General features: G+C 67.2%; 17 protein-coding genes. All 17 read right to left on the bottom strand.

From position 1 onward, the window contains the following. Positions 1 to 125: 125 nt before the first annotated feature. The gene (locus PFX91_RS05395; protein ID WP_285729858.1) at positions 126 to 1,283 is read right to left on the bottom strand and encodes a thiolase C-terminal domain-containing protein; all 1,158 of its coding nucleotides are present in this window, start codon (positions 1,281 to 1,283) and stop codon (positions 126 to 128) included. Next, a complete protein-coding gene (locus PFX91_RS05390) occupies positions 1,280 to 1,681 on the bottom strand; it encodes a Zn-ribbon domain-containing OB-fold protein (RefSeq protein WP_285729857.1) in 402 nt (133 codons plus the stop codon). Before PFX91_RS05390 ends, PFX91_RS05395 begins: the two co-directional genes overlap by 4 nt. Before the next feature lie 45 nt (positions 1,682 to 1,726). Further along, the gene (locus tag PFX91_RS05385) at positions 1,727 to 3,271 is read right to left on the bottom strand and encodes an AMP-binding protein (protein WP_285729855.1); all 1,545 of its coding nucleotides are present in this window, start codon (positions 3,269 to 3,271) and stop codon (positions 1,727 to 1,729) included. After that, positions 3,268 to 4,296, bottom strand: a complete 1,029-nt coding sequence (locus PFX91_RS05380; protein WP_285729854.1) for an acyl-CoA dehydrogenase family protein — start codon at positions 4,294 to 4,296, stop codon at positions 3,268 to 3,270. Before PFX91_RS05380 ends, PFX91_RS05385 begins: the two co-directional genes overlap by 4 nt. Continuing rightward, a complete protein-coding gene (locus PFX91_RS05375; protein ID WP_285729853.1) occupies positions 4,293 to 5,474 on the bottom strand; it encodes an acyl-CoA dehydrogenase family protein in 1,182 nt (393 codons plus the stop codon). Before PFX91_RS05375 ends, PFX91_RS05380 begins: the two co-directional genes overlap by 4 nt. A gap of 35 nt (positions 5,475 to 5,509) precedes the next feature. After that, entirely contained in the window at positions 5,510 to 6,463 is a 954-nt protein-coding gene (locus PFX91_RS05370) for an LLM class flavin-dependent oxidoreductase (RefSeq protein WP_285729851.1), read from the bottom strand. Continuing rightward, positions 6,460 to 7,248 carry an LLM class flavin-dependent oxidoreductase gene (locus PFX91_RS05365; RefSeq protein WP_285729850.1) on the bottom strand — a complete coding sequence of 263 codons (789 nt, stop codon included), beginning with the start codon at positions 7,246 to 7,248 and terminating at the stop codon, positions 6,460 to 6,462. Before PFX91_RS05365 ends, PFX91_RS05370 begins: the two co-directional genes overlap by 4 nt. A gap of 64 nt (positions 7,249 to 7,312) precedes the next feature. Next, complete coding sequence (locus tag PFX91_RS05360; RefSeq protein ID WP_285729849.1) at positions 7,313 to 8,488, bottom strand: ABC transporter substrate-binding protein; 1,176 nt, start codon at positions 8,486 to 8,488, stop codon at positions 7,313 to 7,315. Positions 8,489 to 8,642: 154 nt separating this feature from the next. Next, on the bottom strand, positions 8,643 to 9,230 hold the full coding sequence (locus PFX91_RS05355; RefSeq protein WP_285729847.1) for a nuclear transport factor 2 family protein: 588 nt from the start codon (positions 9,228 to 9,230) through the stop codon (positions 8,643 to 8,645). A 65-nt stretch (positions 9,231 to 9,295) separates the two neighbouring features. Beyond that, on the bottom strand, positions 9,296 to 10,474 hold the full coding sequence (locus PFX91_RS05350) for an ABC transporter substrate-binding protein (RefSeq protein WP_285729846.1): 1,179 nt from the start codon (positions 10,472 to 10,474) through the stop codon (positions 9,296 to 9,298). Between the two features lie 148 nt (positions 10,475 to 10,622). Next, complete coding sequence (locus PFX91_RS05345; RefSeq protein ID WP_285729845.1) at positions 10,623 to 12,218, bottom strand: class I adenylate-forming enzyme family protein; 1,596 nt, start codon at positions 12,216 to 12,218, stop codon at positions 10,623 to 10,625. Between the two features lie 149 nt (positions 12,219 to 12,367). Then, positions 12,368 to 13,543, bottom strand: coding sequence for an ABC transporter substrate-binding protein (locus PFX91_RS05340; RefSeq protein ID WP_285729843.1), 1,176 nt, complete (start codon positions 13,541 to 13,543; stop codon positions 12,368 to 12,370). 250 nt (positions 13,544 to 13,793) lie between these two features. Next, positions 13,794 to 14,522: an acyl-CoA dehydrogenase family protein gene (locus PFX91_RS05335; RefSeq protein WP_285729842.1), complete on the bottom strand. Its 729-nt coding sequence runs from the start codon at positions 14,520 to 14,522 to the stop codon at positions 13,794 to 13,796. A 363-nt stretch (positions 14,523 to 14,885) separates the two neighbouring features. After that, positions 14,886 to 15,740, bottom strand: a complete 855-nt coding sequence (locus tag PFX91_RS05330) for a MaoC/PaaZ C-terminal domain-containing protein (RefSeq protein ID WP_285729840.1) — start codon at positions 15,738 to 15,740, stop codon at positions 14,886 to 14,888. A 78-nt stretch (positions 15,741 to 15,818) separates the two neighbouring features. Continuing rightward, positions 15,819 to 16,730 carry a hydroxymethylglutaryl-CoA lyase gene (locus PFX91_RS05325; RefSeq protein WP_285729839.1) on the bottom strand — a complete coding sequence of 304 codons (912 nt, stop codon included), beginning with the start codon at positions 16,728 to 16,730 and terminating at the stop codon, positions 15,819 to 15,821. Then, the gene (locus tag PFX91_RS05320; RefSeq protein WP_285729838.1) at positions 16,727 to 17,812 is read right to left on the bottom strand and encodes an acyl-CoA dehydrogenase family protein; all 1,086 of its coding nucleotides are present in this window, start codon (positions 17,810 to 17,812) and stop codon (positions 16,727 to 16,729) included. Before PFX91_RS05320 ends, PFX91_RS05325 begins: the two co-directional genes overlap by 4 nt. 69 nt (positions 17,813 to 17,881) lie before the next feature. Beyond that, a complete protein-coding gene (locus tag PFX91_RS05315; RefSeq protein WP_285729837.1) occupies positions 17,882 to 18,490 on the bottom strand; it encodes a TetR/AcrR family transcriptional regulator in 609 nt (202 codons plus the stop codon). Between the last annotated feature and the right edge of the window lie 48 nt (positions 18,491 to 18,538).

Here is an 18,538-nt window from a genome sequence, read left to right as displayed (position 1 = left end):
GGCCGGCGCGGGGGCGTCGGCCACGTCCACGACGAGCCATACGAGCGCGACCGCCTCCTGATCGGAGGCGGTCGCGCTCGTTCTTCCTGCGGGGAGAGGAGGAGACCCCCTCTCCCCGAGCACGGTCAGCCGAGCGTGGCCTCACTGCCCAGGACAAGGGTGCCGGAGGACATGAACATGCCTCCGACCCCCACGGCCACACTGACGTCGACCCCCTCGACCTGGGCGGGAGCCGTGCCGCGCACCTGGCGGACGGACTCTTGGATGGCGAACATGCCGTACATCCCGGTGTGCGTGTAGGACAGCCCTCCGCCGTTGGTGTTCAGCGGCAATGCGCCGCCCGGAGCGGTGTTGCGGTCGGCGACGAAGGCGGCGGCCTCTCCTCGACCGACGAACCCGAGGTCTTCGAGCCCGTACAACGGCACGTGGGCGAAGGCGTCGTAGATCATCAGGTGGTCGACGTCGCTGTGCGCGATCTCGGCCTGGACCAGTGCGGCACTGCCGGCCCGCTCGATCGCGCGAGAGGAGGTCAGGCTCGCCAGGCCCGAGACCACCGAGGACTCACTGGACTCACCTGCTCCCAGTACGTACACGGGCGGCGCGGCCGCGCCCAGGTCCTTCGCCCGCTCCGCCGACATCAGGACCAGGGCCCCGCCGCCATCGGTGACCAGGCAACAGTGCGCCAGGTGGATCGGATCCGCGATCACGGGCGAGGACAGGACGCCCTCGACGGTGATCGGCTCCCGGAGCTTGGCGCGGGGGTTCCGTGAGGCCCACTCCCGCTGGACGACCGGGACCATCGCGAACTGCTCTTCGGACATCCCGTACTCGGCCATGTAGCGTCGGACGCCGATCGGGAACAGCGACGGGGCGCCGACCGGCCCGTAGGGGACCTCCAGCTGACCCATCATCGACTGTGGCGCCGGTGCCCAGGGTTGCATCCCCACCCTGGAACGGCCGGACTCTCCATGCGTGACCAGCACGGTGGAACACAGGCCGGACGCGATCGCGGCCATGGCGTGGCGCACATGCAGCATGTAGGAAGAGCCGCCGACATTGGTGGCGTCGAGGTACTCCGGCACGATTCCCAGGTAATCGGCGACGTCGTTGGGGAGTTCCCCCGCCGAGGCGACACCGTCGATGTCCGAAGGTCGAAGACCGGCGTCGGCGAGGGCGTTGAGCGCGGCGTCCACGTGCAATTGCAACGCCGACATGTCCGGTATCTTGCCCAAGCGGGTGCTCTCGGCGGCCCCGACGATGGCGATCGCTCCACGCAGACTCATGTTGTCTCCACCTCCGGGACGAACTGGACGACCCGTCGCTCACCGCGTTGCTCGAACTCGGCGCGGACCGGAAGGTCGACCGACACGACGTCCGGGTCGTCGATCAGGATGTTCGACATCAGCAGCGGCCCCTCTTCGAGCCGTACCAGGGCGATGACGTACGGGGCCTCCTTCGCGAACGCTTCGGGGCCTCGGTGGTTGACCACCCAGGAGGCGACCGATCCGCGACCGCTGGCGGGCAGGAGCTCGACAGAACGCGAACCACAGTCGGGGCAGCACATTCGCGGATACAGGAACCGAAGCGCGCAGCTTCGACAGTGCGCCACGGTCAGTTCTCCGGCGTCGATCCGGTCGAACCATTCTTGGGTGTCAGGGGTGGGTGAGGCGACGGGCTTCACGGCTTCCCTTTCGTTTGGAAGGACGAATCTGGTGTCCAACGCCGTTCAGCGCTGAGCCATCGGTACCAGGAGCTGCTTGCGCAGTTTGCCGTTGGCCGCGCGTGGGAGCCGCTCCACCACCGTGACGGTTCGAGGAACCTTGTAGCGGGCCAGGCGGTCCGCGAGGTACTCCTGCAACACTGCTTGGGCGGACCGCTCATCGGTCGCGAGCGCCGAGTCGGGGCGCACTTGGACGACCGCGACCACGCGCTCGCCCCACTCGGGGTCCGGAACGCCGATCACGCCCACGTCCTCGACCTCGTGGTGGCTCAGGATCGCCGCCTCGACCTCGGCCGGATAGACGTTGATCCCGCCGCTGACCACCACCTCCGACGAACGGCCGAGCAGGTAGAGGTAACCCTCCTCGTCCAGCCGGCCGAGGTCGCCCACCGTGACGAAGTCACCGACCCGGGAGGCCCGGGTCTTGTCCGGATCGCCGCGGTACTCGAACGCACGGGTGCCCATCCGCAGGTAGACCCTGCCGCTCTCACCCGTCGGCAGCTCCTGGCCGTCGGATCCGAGGATCATGACCTCCGCGCCCGGCTGTGGACGTCCCACGCTTCCCGGGCGCTGGAGCCACTCCGGTGCGGAGATCACGGTGCCGGCCGCCTCGGTGGCTCCGTAGTACTCCCAGACCACCTCACCGAACCAGTCGATGATCTCCCGCTTGGTCTCTTCCGGGCAGGGACCCGCGCCATGGACCAGGTTGCGCATGGAACCGACGTCGTAACGGGACCGGACCTCGGCGGGCAGCCGAAGGAGCCGGTGCAGTTGGGTCGGCACCATATGGGTGGTGGTGATCCGTTCCTGGTCGATGAGGCGCAGAACCAGCTCGGCGTCGAAACGCTCCATCAGGACGACGGCGTGCCCGAAGTGGAGGGAGGTGACGGCCAGACCGCTGACGGCCGTGTGACTCAAGGGCGAGGTGACCAGGTGCTTGCCCTCGTTCAACGGCGTGATGTCGAACATCCCGAGTTGCCACTGCGCTCCGGCGGCGAAGACGTCGTCGGGGTCACCCTCGGCCAGTGGTCGGTACACACCCTTGGGACGGCCGGTCGTACCCGAGGTGTATCCCAGGTAGGAACCGGGAGTGCGATTTTCGAGCGGCCCGGAGGGACACCCCGCGCTCTCGGTGAGAAGATCCCGAAAGCCCTCCGCCTCACCGAGCGCGAATCGCCGCTCGACGGGGAAACCGACCTCTTCGGCCGCCGCGGCGAGCATCTCGGTGTAGGCCACGGAAGCGATCACCACTACCGGCTCGGCGTCGGCCAGGATGTGCGCCACTTCCGTGGTGGTCAGCGCGGTGTTGATGGGAACGTAGTAGGCGCCGCTCTGTTGACAGGCCAACACCAGGGCCAGGTTCGCCGCCTCGTTGGCGGCCACGCCGACGACCCGATCGCCGCGCTCGAGTCCCTGCTCCCGTAGCAGCCGTGCCATCGCGTTCGCCTGTGCAAGGAGTCGCCCTCGTGAGACGCGTGAGCCGTCGGGTTCGACCACGGCACAGGCGTCGGGGTCTGCGGCCGCGAGCCGCCAGAAGCCGAGTTCGCTCATCCTCGATCCTCCTTGCTCATGTGGGTCAGCAGGCTTTGGGCGAGCGCACGGCGATGGGTCGTCGTGGTTCCATAAGCGGCGCTCAGACTCATCACCCGCTTCAGCCAGAAATGGAGGTGGTACTCCCACGTGAAGCCCGTGCCGCCGTGCAGCTGGAGCGCCTCCACATTCGCGTGATCCGCGGCCTGACCAGCGTACGCTTTGGCCACTGCCGCCCTGCGAGCGGCACCTTCCTGATCGAGGTCGCCGAGTGCGCTCGCCGCGGCGGCCTCGGCCATGTCGACGCCGACCGCCACGTCGGCGATCTTGTGCTTGACCGCCTGGAAGGAGCCGACCGGGCGACCGAACTGGTGTCGCACGTTGACGTATTCGACGGTGAGGTCCACGAGTCGGCGTGCCGCACCCGCCAACTGACACGCCGCGCCGGCCACTGCCAGAGTGCTCACCAGCGTCGCGGTTTCAGAGGAGGTACCGAGCACCTCACCCGAACCCCGAGGCGTCACCCGGGTCACCGGCCGCAAAGGGTCCACGGCGTTGAGCTCTTCGATGTCCAGTTCCTCGGGCCGGTACACCGTCACCCGCCCCTCGGAGGTGACGTCGAGCACCAGATCCGCGTTCGCGCCGAAGGCCACATAGGGGTCGAGGTGGCTCGACCGGATCCCGACGATCAACTCACCCTCCGCCAGCGCTTCGAGCCGGGCGGAGGATTCGGGATGGTCGGGGAAGGCTCCGAGCACCGTCGCACCCAGCACCGCGGTCTCCAGGAAAGGTTCGGGGACCGCGTGGTATCCCATCGCGTGCAAGACTCCCGGCAGGTGCTGGGGGGTGAGCCCGGCCCCACCACGTTCCTCCTCGACCAATGCGGAGACAAGACCCGTCTCGGCGAACCGCTTCCACAGCTGCGGGCTGTGCGCCTCGCCGGCGTCGAGCCGGGCACGTAGATGGTCCAACCCGCTGTAGTGCCCCAGAAGATCGGCGGTGACCTCTTCGAGCTGACGACGGTCCATGTCCAAGGTCGCAGTCATGACGGTCGGGGCTCCTTCGGTAGTCCGAGCACTCGCTCGCTGATGATGTTGCGCTGGATCTCCGAGGTACCGCCGAAGATCATGGCCCCTCGCGAGTACCAATAACGGTGATGCCATTCCTGCCAGGCACGCGCGGTGAGAGGGTCGTTCTCGTCGATCGCGCTCGTATCGCCGACGATGGCGCCCTCCTCCGCCATGAGGCGTAGCCCGGTGGCGAAGATGTCGTGTTGCATCTCGGTCCAGTAGAGCTTGTTGATGCTCGCGGTGCGGTCCAGGTCGCCCCCCGCCTCGGCCAGCGCGGCCAGCCGGTAGACGTTGGCTCGGTAGACCTCGGTGGAGACCAGGACCCTGCCCAGTTCGTCCAGGGCGAGCGTGTCGTCGGCGAAGCCCCGGTGGTGGACCAGCCCGGCCAGCGCCGCGACATCGTTGGAGAACTTCGCGTGGTCGCCGAAGACGGCCCCTCGCTCGAAGCCCAGCGTCGACATCGCGACCTGCCAGCCCTGGCCGACCTCCCCGACCACGTTCTCCACCGGGACCCGAACGTCGGTGAAGAACACCTCGGCGAAACCTTGGGTGCCGTCGACCATGGTGAGCGGCCGGACCTCGACACCGGGGGAGCGCAAGTCGATGCACAGGAAGCTGATGCCCGCGTGCTTGCGCTTTTTCGCCGCTTCCGGGTCGGTCCGCACGAGTGCGAAGATCCAGTCGGCGAAGCCTCCCATCGATGTCCAGATCTTTTGACCGTTGACGACGTAGTGATCGCCGTCACGGTCGGCTCGTGTGCGTAGCGACCCCAGGTCCGAGCCCGCCCCGGGTTCGGAGAAGCCCTGGCACCAGATGGTGCTGCAAGAGAGCAGGTCGGGGATCCACCGACGACGTTGCTCCTCGGTCCCGTACTGCATGAGCACCGGGCCGAGCAGGTAGAGGCCGCCCATGTTGACGCGCTCCGGGGCGCGTGCGCGGTAGTACTCCTCGGCGAAGGTGATCGTGTGCCGCAGCCCGGCGCCACGGCCCCCGTACTCGACCGGCCAGTCGACGGCCGCGTACCCGCCCTGGAAGAGGGTGCGTTCCCACCGACGGTGCTGGTCGAACCCCTCCTTGGTGGTCCAAGGTCGGAGTCTCTCGGCAGGAACGTTCTCAGAGAGCCACTGACGTACCTCCGCCCTGAACTCTTCCACGGGGGTATCGAAGCCCTCGGTCGTCTTTGTCGTCATCATGTATCCAATCCCGCCAGACCCAAGGCGTCCGCGACCTCGGACATGACCTGCGCGTAGTTGTCCTCGGTCATCCGCAATGAGATGTTGACGCCGTCGACACCGAGCTCTGCGTACCGAGCCACGATGTGCGAGAGATCGGCGATCTCCCCGACGGCGCGGAAGCCGGCGATGACGTGCACGTCGTCACGTGTGCGCCCCGCCGTGGCCAGGTGTCGTTCCAGGGACGCCAGGCCCTCTTCGAATTCCGCGGGGGTCAGGTTCCACGGGTACCAACCGTCCGCGATGGTCCCCGCGCGTCGTACCGCCGCCTTGGAGTGGCCACCGACGAGCATTCGCGGCGGGGTGATCCCGGTCGGGAGCGACCGGGACCGGTCTCCCTGATCCCCGCTCCAAGCGGTCGCCAGCTCGTTGATCAATCGCTCAGAACGTTTTCCACGTACGGTGAAGTCGCTCTCGCAGGCCGCGAACTCCTCGGCGGACCATCCCAGGCCCACGCCCAGGTCGAACCTGCCGCCGGTCAGCTCCGCGACCGTCAGCGCCTCGCGGGCGAGAAGACGGGGGTTGCGCAACGGGAGAAGGAGTACCGAACTACCGAAACGCAGTCGCGTCGTGGCCGCGCAGACCTCGATCGCGGTCTGGAACATGTCGAGCAGTCCCTGTTCCGGGGCGGACTCGACCCGGGCCTTGCCGTCGACGACCTTGTTGTGCTGTTCCTTGACGTCCGGATCGGCCGCGAGCGGTGCCTCCGGGTACGGATAGACCGAGTCGTACTCGTCGAAGAACAGGACGTGCTCCGGCATCCAGATACCGTCGAATCCCGAGTTCTCCGCGGTTCGGGCGAACTCGGCCATGAAGCCCAGGTTCCGCTTCCGGCTCCCGTCGAAGAGATCCACGAGCCCGATCTGGACCCGGCCACGACTGCCCACGACACCGGCGCCGTTCGTGCTCATGCGCTCACCTTTCTCAGTTCGCCGGGCCCGGGGACGTGCTCGAAGACGGCGACCAACTCGTGGACACCGGCCGCGAGGGCCACTTCCCTACTCGCCTCCACCTGGTCCGCGTCGACGAACCAGGTACGTCGGACCTTGGTCGCGTCGGAGCCGAGAGCGTCGTCCAGTTCCCTCAGACCGCTACGCAGCTCGTGCTCGTCCAAGCGCCACGCGAGCCACCCTTCGACGTGCCCACGGCGTTCGAGCGCCCGCGGCAGGACCGCCGCGTCCCGTAGGTGCACCGGGAGAGGGCGTTCCCCCACGGTCTTGGGGAGGGCGATCACCTTCGAGAACTCGACCGTGTCGTTTCGGATCCGGCCGCGACGCTGTGTCCACAACGCCTCCATCGCCGCCAATCGGTCCATGGAGACCCCAAGGGAGTCCACGTTCTCGGGAGGGCCGTCGTCCTCCACAAGGCCCTCCGGCGGTTCGCCCACGTCGAGGCCCAACTCCAGCCGCCCGCCGGAGAACCAGTCGAGGCTGGCGAGCTGTTTGGCGCGCACCGCCGCGGCCCGCACGGAGAGAAGGTCACCCGCCAAACCGAGGCGCATCGTCTGGGAGGAGCGGGCCACGCAGTACAGACCCAACGTGGGGTCGTGCGACGTGCTCGTGGCGACCTCCCGGTCACCGAGCGCCCACCAGGAGGAGAAGCCGAGTTCTTCGGCCGCCTTCGCCCCCGCCTGAATCGCGTCATACAGAGAAGCGGTCGATCCGGACTCGAACGCGCACGCTATGCCGAGCTCCATCCCGTTTCCTCCGTTCCATGTCTCATGCGGCATTCGAGCCGTCGTTTCTTCCGCTCACCGGCCCTCAGCCCTCCCAGCTCTCGAGGGTTCCCTCCTCGGTCCACCGCAGGTAGGTCGCCTTGGAGTCCATCTGCGCCTGGCCCTCCTCGTAGCTGACCGGGCCGTACACGGTCTCCAGGGAGGTGATGTTCGACAGGGCCTCGGCCACGTCCTCCGGCTCTCCGGAGCCGGCCTCCTTGAGGGCTTCGGCCACCAGCCACATCGCCGTGTAACCCTGGGCCCCGTACATGTCGGGCTGGGAGCCGTACTCCTCCTCGTAGAGCTCCACGAATCGCTGCGCCGTCTCGTTCTCCGTCAGTTCGGAGTGGAAGGGGCTGAAGAAGATCGTGTTGCGCAGGCCCTTTCCGGACGTTTCGAAGAGCTCGGCGCTGTCGACGCCGTAGTTGGCCAGGATCGGCTCCTCGAAGCCGCGTTCGCGCAGCGAGCGAGCGAAGAGCGCCGACGGAGTACCCAACATCGAACTGACGACGGCGTCGGGGGCCAGGGATTGGACCTCGGTCGCCGCCTGCGTGTAGTTGGTGTCGGCGGACTGGGTGTTGATGCGCTTGAGGACCTCGACACCATTGCGTTCGAGCGCCTCTTGCCAGATATCGGCGTCGGCCACCATGCCGTCGTTGTCGGCCGTGACCAGGAGGACCGCGGTCTCGATCTCCTCGGCGGGCACGACGTCATCGATGAACTGGTCGTAGAGGCCACCGGGCTCGGAGGGGATGATCACCGGCCGCACGATGTGGGGCGGGTCCGCCAGGCCGGGCAGAACGGCCGAGGTGACCACACCGGGCGTCCCGGTCTGCGCGATCACCGGTGCGAGCGCACCGGCCTCCGCGGAGAGGCCGCAGCACAGCACCGCGCTCGCCCCATCGGCGACGTACTGCTGGTACAGGGAGATGGCCTGGGCGGGGTCGTTGTTGATGTCCTCGATCTCGAGGTCGATGGTCACGCCCTCACCGAGAAAGCCGCTCTCGTTGATCTCCTTGGTCGCCAACTGCGCGCCCTCGGTGATGGGCACCCCCGCGAAAGCGGCCGGGCCCGAGGTGAGCGCCGGGAAGCCGATGAGGTGGCTCGCCTCGTCCTCGGCGTTCTCGGCCCCACCGCACGCGGTCGCGATGAGCAGGGTCAACGCGGCGGCCCCCGCGGTGAGGACACGGCCACGGGTACGTCCACGACGATCAGCGGTCATGGGATTTCCTTCTTTCTGAAGACTTTTCGACACGATGGTTTCCGCTCTGATCAACTTTTCCTGGAATGAGATGTCACCCGCTCCGGATCGCCGACTCGGGCGACATCCGACGTGGAAATCGCCTTTTCACCAGGAGCGATCCGAATGGAAACCCTTAACGAGCGAAGTTCTCACGGAACTCCTCCGCCATGGTGTAGGAGATGTCTTCCTTGCTCCGCGAACCGAGCCGTAGAAGCTCTCGAGGTTTATTGAAAGCATCCCAATAATCGGGAGTTGTCATTTCGATCCGAGAGGCGTCGAAGACCAAGGTACGGGCCGAGATCCGCCACTCTCCGGCACGCTTTTCAAAGGTGTCCAGATATCTTCCCGCCACCGGAATATCGAACTCGACACCGTCTTTGACCAGGCGCTGCCAGACGAATACCAGGGATTCCACGAAAGCGCGGTCACCGTCCAGCTCCACACGGATGTTGGTGACCCCGTGCCACATCAGCGGGATATCGGGGGTCTCGGCGAACTGGATCGGGCCACGCCGGTGGAGGAACTCCCGGGCCGGGCCGACGAAGCCCCCGTGGTCCTCGGTCGCCCCTTCGTGGTAGCACTCCGCCGCCAAATCGACGTCACCACGGTCGGAGGCACGTGCCAGGCGGTAGATGACCTGGGTGATCTCACGCTCGTCCAGCCACGCCCGCAGCCGCCGCACCTCGTCGAGCGACAGGTTCGCGTCCCCCGCCGTCGTCATATACGCCTCCCTCTTTCGCGGGTCCACCACCATCGATGGGGTCATCGTCGAAACCGCCATGGCCCTCACGGGTCCGCCGGTTCCCAGAGCTCCACTTCACCGTCGGCGCCCCACACCAGGTGACGTGCCGTTTCCGCGACCTCGGCCTGCCCGTCCTCGAAGGTCAAGGTTCCGTAGACGCTCTCCAGTTCGGTGAGGTTCGCAAGCGCCTCACCGACCGATTCCGGGTCGGTTCCCTCTCCCTGGGAGATGGCGGTGATGAGGGTCTGTGCCGCCGTGTAGCCCTGGGCCGCGAACATGTCCGGCGATGCACCGAAGGCCTCCTCGTACTCGACCACGAACTCGGCCCCGGCCTCGTTGACGGGGTGCTCCGCGTGGAAGGGCGTCGGGAAGACGGTCCCCTCCATCATGTGGGCCGAGGCCTCATAGGCGGCCGCGCTGTCCGCGCCGACGTTGGAGACCACGGGCCGGTCGAAGCCGCGTTCCCTCAGGGAACGGGCCAAGGAAGCGGTCGAGGATCCGATCGTGCTCGCCACCACGATGTCGGGGTCCTGCGCCGTGATCGTCGTCGCGACGCCGGTGAAGGACGTCTCCGCCGTTCCGGCGTTGATCGTCTCCAGGACCTCGATCCCGTTGCGCTCGAGCCCTTCCTCGTAGACCCGGGCGTCCTGGACCATGGCGTCGTTGTCGTCGTTGACGACCATGACCGCGGTCTTGAAGCCCGCTTCGGCCACGGCGTCGAGGAACTCGTCGTAGATACCGCCCGGCTCCGAGGGGACCTCGAACGGACGGAAGAGGTGGGGCGGCTCCGCGAGATCCTCCAGGATGGAAACGGTGACCACACCCGGGGTGACCGACTGGGCCATCACCGGTTGAAGGGCTCCCGCCTCGCTTCCCAGGGTGCAGCACAGCACACCGGCCGCGCCGTCGGCCTCGAACTGTCTGTACGCGGCGATGGCCGCCGCGGGGTCCGCTGCCACGTCCACGACCTCCAACTCGATCTCGGTGTCCGGCCCGAGAACGCCCTCCGCGTTGGCCTGGTCGACGGCGAGCTCGATGCCTTGGCGGACCGGAACACCGGCGAAGGCCGACGGGCCGGACGTGCTGATGGCCGCCCCGATCAGAACCGTCTCCGCTCCACTGTCGGAGGGTTCATCGGCACCGCAGCCCGCTGCCGCCATCACGACGGCGACGCCCGCGACGGCGAGTCGACCACGCTTGAGGAGGAGGGAGGTGCGAGACACGATCGCCCTTTCGTTTTCAAGCAATTGCTTGATCAAATTAAGCCTGATGATTACACAGTGACCGCCATCACGCAAGGGGGGTGCGGAACCGACCTCTCTTCGGACGTGGAGACACACCTCGGCTGAGCGGGCACGACGCCCGTCCGATTCAGCCGCCGGCCCCCTCGGTCCGCGTCAGGACCCACCGCCGGAGCTCGCCCCTGCGCACCTTTCCCGTCGCGTTGCGCGGCAACTCGACGACGAAGGCGACGCCCGTCGGCACCTTGAACCGGGCCAGCTGCTCCCTGCAGTGTGTGAGTACCGTCTCCTCGTCGATCTCACTACCGAGTGCACGAACCACCACCGCGAAGGGGGACTCGCCCCATCGCCGTGAGGGCACCCCCACCACGGCGGCGTCCAGGATCCCGGGAAGCGATGACAGCACCCGCTCGATCTCGGCCGGGTAGACGTTCTCACCACCGCTGATCAGCATGTCCTTGAGGCGGTCGTGCAGGTAGAGGAACCCGTCCTCATCGAAGGAACCCACATCGCCCGTACGGAACCAACCGCCGACTCTGGCCGAGGCCGTCTCCTCGGGATCGCGCCAGTAACCCCGCATCACCTGGTGCCCGCCGACGACGACCTCACCATGGGCACCCGGCGGCAGCACCTCCAGCGTGTCAGGGTCGATCACGGCGACGGCGCTCCCCGGCAAAGAGCGCCCCACGCTCGCCAACCGGTGGGGCTCCTGATCGGCCCTGTCGTGGTCGTCCGGGCTCAGCAACGTCACGCCGCCGGTGGTCTCGGTGAGTCCGTACCCTTGAAGGAAGCGGCATCCGAAGACCTCCTGGGCCTCACGCAAGAGTTCGGGGGTCATGGCCGACGCCCCATAGGTCATGTAGCGGAGCCGACTCCAATCCCTCCCGCGAACATCGGCCCGCCCCACCAACGCTTGCAGGATCGCGGGAACCACCACGACGTGGGTCACCCCGTACTCGAGCCACACAGAGGCCAACTCCGTTGCCGGGACGCTCGGGAGCAGCAGCAATTCCGCCCCGTTGAGCGTGGCCAGGACGGCGTACCCGAGTCCGGCGATGTGGAAGAAGGGAAGGGGTGCCATGGCCACCGAACCGGGACCGAGCTCGTTGAGGTCCTGGATCGCGCCGTACTGCGCCACCAGGTTGTGCCCGGTCAACTCGATTCCCTTGGGCCGCCCCGTGGTACCGGAGGTGTAGAGCATCAATCCCACCTCGTCGGGTCCGGCGGGTGCGTACGGCGCGGTGCCGGGATCGGGTGCCACCAGGTTCTCGGGTGAGGGCCCGCCCCCCAGACCGAGCAGTACCCGATCGGCCGGCGGCTCAGCGGAAAGTCCTGGTGCCTCCCCACCGGCGAGCACGATCGCCGCGGGATCACAGTCGGCGACCATTTCCGTCAGTTCACGTGGCGCCGACAAAGGATTCACGACGACGGGGATCATGCCCGCGCGAGCGGCTCCATGGACGGCGGCCAGTGTCCGCGGATGGTGCGTACCGAGCACCGCGACCCGGTCTCCGGGCCCCAGCCCACGCCCGACCAGCCACGACGCGAGTCTGATGGCCTCCGCGTCGAGTTCGGCGAAGGTCCAGGTACGTTCCTCGGTCCGGATCGCGGGCAGGTCAGGGGTCATTCGCGCACGCCGGGCCAAGACCTGACCGAGTCCGGTCATCACCTCACCGTCGGGCAGACGCGCCGGCGTGTAAGGGGTCACCACAGGTTCGGGGATCACGGTCTCTTCTCTCCCTTGTTCGGGTCCGGCCTACGCGTCCCCGCCGGAAAGCCTCCGATTCGAGCGGGCGTGACTCACGTTCGCGGAAGCCTCATACCAACGACCCGGCCGTGGTCCACACCACGGCCGGGTCACCACCAACGGTCGTCTCAGCCCAGTTCCAATTCGCGAAGCGAGCCGTCGGCCTCCCATTCCAAGACGATCCCGGGGTCGTGGGCGACGGACTGCCCCTCCTCGACCGTCACCGACCCGTAAACGGTCTCGTACTCCTCCACCGACGCCAGTGCTTCCTTGACCAACGCCGGGTCGGTGCTCCCCGCGCCCTTCAGGCCATGGGCCATCAGCCACATCGCGGTGTACCCCTGGGCCGCGAACAGGTCGGGCTGCTCCCCGAACTCCTCCTCGTAGGCCGTCACGAACGACTTCGCCATCTCGTTGCGCGGGTGGGTGGCGGCGAACGGGGTCGGGAAGGTGACCCCTTCCATCGCATGTCCCGCCGTCTCGAACAGGGTCGGCCCGGAAGCTCCGTAACTGGTCAGAATGCGCTTGTCGAAGCCCCGCTCACGCAGCGCACGCGCGAGCTGAGCGGTGGAGCCGCCCAGCATGCTGGAAACGACCACGTCCGGGTCGACGGCCGCGATCTCCGTCGCCGGACCGACATGGTTGGTATCGGCCGCGGCGATCGAGATCGTCTCGAGGATCTCGATCCCGTTCCGCTCCAGCGCGGCCGTCCAGACCTCACCATCGGCGACCATCGGATCGAGGTCGCCGTTCACCACCATGACCGCGGTCTCATAACCTTGGTCCGGCACTATCGCATCGACGAACGAGTCGTACATTCCGCCTTCTGCGGCGGGTAGCAGCACGGAACTGAAGACATGCGGGACCTCGACGGCTTCCGCACGGTTGGAAGAGGTGACCACACCCGGCACCTCTCCCTCCTTGATCAGCGGCGCGAGCGCTCCGGTCTCCGACGCACCACAGCACAGCACTCCAGAGGCACCGTCGGAGACATACTCCTGATACAGGGAGATGGCCCGAGCCGGATCGTCGTTGATGTCGTCGATCTGGAGTTCCACGGTGGTTCCCTCACCGAGGAAGGCGGTCTCGTTGATCTCGTCGGCCGCCAGTCGCGCCCCCTGGGTCAACGGCACTCCCGCGAACGAGGACGGGCCTGAAGTGAGCGCGGGGAACCCGATGAGGTGGCTCGTTTCCTCCGCGCCGCTCTCGGATCCTCCGCACGCGGCCACCATGAGCAAGGCCACGGTGGCCGCTCCCGCCGCGAGGACACGGCGGCGCACACGATTCGAACGATGGGTGATCATGGTTCCCCTTCTTCTCGAACACTGATCGACGTGGTGAGATCCGTTACGGTCGTCTTTTGCCGTGCAGGCACGTCACCCGGCACAGCTCGCCCGTTCGAACGGTGATCAACGTGAGAAACCGGGCTTCGTCGAAATCACGCCGCCCTGTGTCCCCTTTTTCGAAGGGCTCCTTCGGAACCTCTCCGAGGGCTTGTTCGCGCAGCGGCCACCGGAGATCTCGGCGGGCCCGCGCCTTGGTCGGTGCGCCCGGTCAGGGCAGATGGGCGCCCACACGCGTGCGACCACGCAGCAGGTCCCGGGAGATGATCAGCCGCCGCATCCCGTCGGTGCCCATCTCCAGCGCACGGTGAGCGATCCCCAACGCATACGAGGCAAGGACGAACCTGCCCCGGTCGATCCACTCCATCGCCAGACGGAAGCCCTGGCCCACTTCACCCGGCACACGGGTTCCGGGAACCCGTACACCGTCGAAGAGGAGTGAGGCGGGTCGTGTCCCGCCCATCGTGTCGATGGGCGAAGAGGTCCACCCGTCGGTGCGGTCGACGAGAAAGCCGTCGCGCCTCCGTCGCGTACACCGTGGTCGGGCTCGGTCATGGTGAAGCATGATCGTCTTGTCCCCTCCAGGGTGGGGGAACAGGCACTCCTCTTGTCGTGCGGGGGTCGCCCGGTAGAGGATGTCGTCGGCTTCAGCACCGGGGGCGAAGGGAGCGTACGTGCGCCCCACCTCGGTGTGGACCAAGGACCGGGTCACCGGGTCCGGTCCCGCGCCGCCGTACTCCTCCGGGGTGCCCAGTCCCCCAAGGCCGGATCTGCGGGCCCTGGCCCGCGATTCCGGCCGCGCCTCCTCCAGTCCGGGCGAGCCCTCACGCTCACGTCGAAGGAACTCTGGTTCGAGCGGGTGCACTTCCCGCTCCAGGAAACGTCGCACCGTCTCCACGATGGTGGCCTGCTCCCCGGTCGGAGCGAAGTCGACGGCCATCTCAGCCCGGCCCCGAACCGTGGAGCACGGCGCCGGAGCTTCGCTCCCGAAAGGCTTCGGGTGCGAAGGGGAACCGGCCGCCACCCGCCCTCACCAGCGCGGACACCTCGGACGTCCAAGCGGGGAGTCGTCGTCCCCCATCGGGGGCGCGTCGACGCATTCGGGTTCGGTGGCCAGGGGCGACAACGCCGCGACAGTACTCGACGACCCTCAAGGGGGATGCTCGGCTCATGTGACTTATCTTATATCAACCGCTTGCTTTACTGAAGCGATCGCTTGATTTATGTCACATGAACATGATCTGCGTCACGCACCGATCGCGGCCTGTCGCCGCCCCTCGAACCAGAACGCCATGCGGGGTCACTACGGGCGCAGCTCCATCCGACCACGGTCGAGCACCGGCTCACCGGCCTCATTGAGGGTACGGAACAGCACGCTCCCACCATCCGCCTCGATCCAGGCCTGGATGGTCAACTCGTCACCGGGAAAGACCGGACGGGTGAAGCGGCCGCTCATCGAGGCCATGCGCCCGGTGTCACCCTGGGCCAGCTCGTTGACGAGGATCCGAGCCGTATAGCCATAGGTGCACATGCCGTGCAGGATCGGGCGGTCGAAGCCCCCGCGCGCCGCGAAGGTCGGGTCCGAGTGCAACGGGTTGCGATCACCGGTCAACCGGTAGAGCAGCGCCTGCTCAGGGCGGGTGCGGGCACGGGCATCGAGGTCCGGCTCCCTTTCGGGGAGTCGCCATGAAACGCTCTCACCACGTTCGCCCCCAAAGCCCCCCGCACCCCCGAGGAAGGCCCCCGTACGGGTGCGTGCGAGCAACTTCCCGGACTCCTGGTCCACCAACTCGGTCTCGGTCCACGCGATGGCGTCGCGGCCCTTGTCCCAGATGTCGGTGACGACGGTGGTCACGGTGGCGCTACCGGAGGCCGGGAGCGGACCTTCGAGGTGCATCACCTGCTCCGCGTGGACCGCCCGGGTCGGGTCGTAGTCGCCGATGTCGGGCAGGCCCTCCCCGAAACCCAACACCACCGCGAAGCTGGGAACGACCTGCTGTGCGATCCCCTCGGAATTCTCGGTGGTGAACGCCAGTTCCGCGAGCGGGTCCTGCTGGCCGGCGCCGACCGCCAAGGCGTACAGAAGCGAGTCCTGGTCGGTCCAGCTGACGGTCAGGGGTCCGACGGTGGTACCGATCCGGCTTGGGTCCAAAGGCATGACAGATTCTCCTTGAGGATGTGCCCGCATGGGCGCCGGCGCCCCCACCGAGAGCAGGGGCGTCGGAGGTTTCCCGGGTCAGACGGCCAACCGCGTACGGGGCCCGGCCTTGAGCAATCGCGACGTGAGCTCCCTGCCCACGATCCGCTGTGCGGTCTCGGCGACTTCCAGCATCCGGTCGAGGTCCACACCCGTTTCGATACCGAACTCGTGAAGGAGGTAGACCGCTTCCTCCGTCGCGATGTTCCCGCTCGCTCCCGGTGCGTACGGGCATCCCCCCAGACCTCCGACACTCGCGTCGAAACGGTCCACCCCCATCTCCAGGCCGGCGACGAGGTTGGCCATCCCGGTGCCACGGGTGTCGTGCAGATGCAGTGCGACCTGTGTATCGGGCGACGCCTCCTTGAAGCGCCCCAACAGACGCCGCACTCGGGGCGGCGAACCCATACCGGTCGTGTCGCCGAAACAGATACTGTCCGCCCCCGCCGCGACGGCCCTCGTGGCCAGCCCGCTCACCCGTTCCTCGGGGACCTCCCCCTCGTAGGGGCACCCGAACGCCGTGGCCACGATGACCTGACAGGCGACCCCATGGTCATGAGCGAGCTCGATCAGCTCGGTGATGGCCTCCAACGACTCTTCCGGATCGCGGTTCAGGTTGCGCTGGTTGTGGGTGCGTGAGGCCGAGACGACGGCCTCGATGTCGGTGAACCCGGCCTCGATCGCACGGCGCGCACCGACCAGGTTGGGCACGAGCGCGGAGTAGCGGACGGCCGGATCACGACGGTGGCCCGCCCAGACCTCGGCGGCGTCGGCCATCTGCGGGATCGCTCGCGGATGTACGTAGGAGACCGCCTCGATCTCGCTGATACCGGTGGTCGCGAGCTCGTCGATGAGACGGATCTTGTCGGCGGTGGGCACCGGGGGCTCGTTCTGCAATCCGTCCCTCGGTCCGACCTCGCGAAGCACCACACGAGTGGGGAGATCACTCATGACAACCCCTTCGCTGTCGCCACGAAGTCCCGGTGCAGCTTCGGAGTGCCGTACAGTCCCCGGCACGCCATCACCCGGCGGAAGTGATGGGAGAGCTCGTGCTCCCAGGTGAAGCCGATGCCGCCGTGAACCTGGATCGCCTCGCGCAGGATATAGGTGCCGGCGTCGCCCACCACAGCCGCGGCGGCCGAGGCGGCCTCCCGCCATCCGTCCGTCCGCTCCTGGCTCAGACGCAACGCCTCGCCAATGGCGCTACGCGCCAATTCGAGTTCGGCGTACATGTCCACCAACTTGTGCTTGATCACCTGGAACGATCCGATCGCGCGACCGAACTGCTCCCGCGTACCGGCGTACTCTCTGGAGAGCTCGAACGCGCGCTCCGCGGCTCCCAGCGCGTCCGTGGCGATCAGCAAGGAACCCACACGCCAGGCGTCACGCACGGCCGTCTCCACGACCTGCCCCCTGGCGACCACCCGTGCCGGCGCCGCGTCGAGCTCGACCGAAGCAAGACCTCGGCCCGGGTCGACCCCGTCCTGTGCTCGGACATCGACCCCTTCATCGCCGACACACACCGCGACCAGCACCGGCTCGTCCGCCTCGTACACCGCCAGCACCAGGTCCATGGCATGAGCACCGCTGTCGACGAACCGCCACCGACCGTCGACCCGACCGTCCCTCAACGTGGCGGTACCGACCAGGCTCTCCCCGGTCGCGTCCTGGTGGAAGGCCGGGACCACGACACGTCCTTCCTCCGCGATCCGGCGTTGGAGGCCCGCCGTGTCCTGTGGGTCGGCGGCCCGCAACAGGCTCACCGCCACACCGGCGACGGCGGTCAACGGGCCTGACCAACCATGGCGCCCCGCTTCGAGCAGCGCGGCGCCGAGTTCGACCAGGCCCGCCCCTTGCCCTCCCAGGGAGTCGGGAACGAGCAACCCTGCGACATCGACCTCGGAGGCCAGCCCTGACCAAGCCTTCGGCAATGTGCGGCCTTGGTCCCTGTTGTGCTCGACCGGACTGTTCTCTTCCAGGTAACGAGCGATGACCGGCCCGAGCTCGGCGTTCAGCACGAACGCTGTGGCCATGACTTCTCCTTTGGTCGAGCAATCGCTTGCTAAGTGAGGGGTGCCCGTCGTCGTACGCCGTGAATCGACTCAGTCGGTCGACCGGATCCCGTCGAGGAAGATCGAACACTGCACGTCGATCACGTCGTCCACGGTTCTCTCCCCTTGGGGGTCGAACCAGCGGATGACCGCCTGGATCGCTCCCATGACGGTGCGGTAGATCATGCGAGTACCCAGGTCCGAGCGGAAGGCGCCGGCGACCACTCCCTGCTCGATCACGTTCAGCCAGATCTGTTCGACCTCGCGTTGACGACTCGCGATCACCGTCAAGGGACCCACGTAGTGCCAATCGTTCTGCAGGATGGTCACCTCATCCCTGTGCTGAACGACACCGTGCAACGCGACCCGGATCAACTCCTCCAACGCCTCCACCGGATCACCGGATTGTTCGACCGCACGCCGATATCCCGCCACGGTGAGGTCGAGGTAGGAGGACAAGGCCTCCGCCACCATCTCTTCTTTGGAGCTGAAGTAGTAATAGAGGCTTCCCGAGAGGATCTCCGCTTCATAGGCGATATCGCGAACGGTCGCGTTCGCGAACCCCTTCTCGGCGAAGGTCTTGGTGGCGGCCCGCACGATCTCTTCCTTACGTGCGACCCCCGTCGGCGAACCCGTGGACCGACGCCGCGTGGCACTCATGTGCTTTTCCTTTTCCGACATGGTTCAACATGGTGTCATAGTCGGTCG

Origin of the sequence: Nocardiopsis sp. ATB16-24 (genome assembly GCF_030271535.1) — a bacterium.
Classification (GTDB): Bacteria; Actinomycetota; Actinomycetes; order Streptosporangiales; family Streptosporangiaceae; genus Nocardiopsis.
Note: the sequence above shows the minus strand (reverse complement) of the source record. Positions and strands in the feature narration are given on the sequence as shown.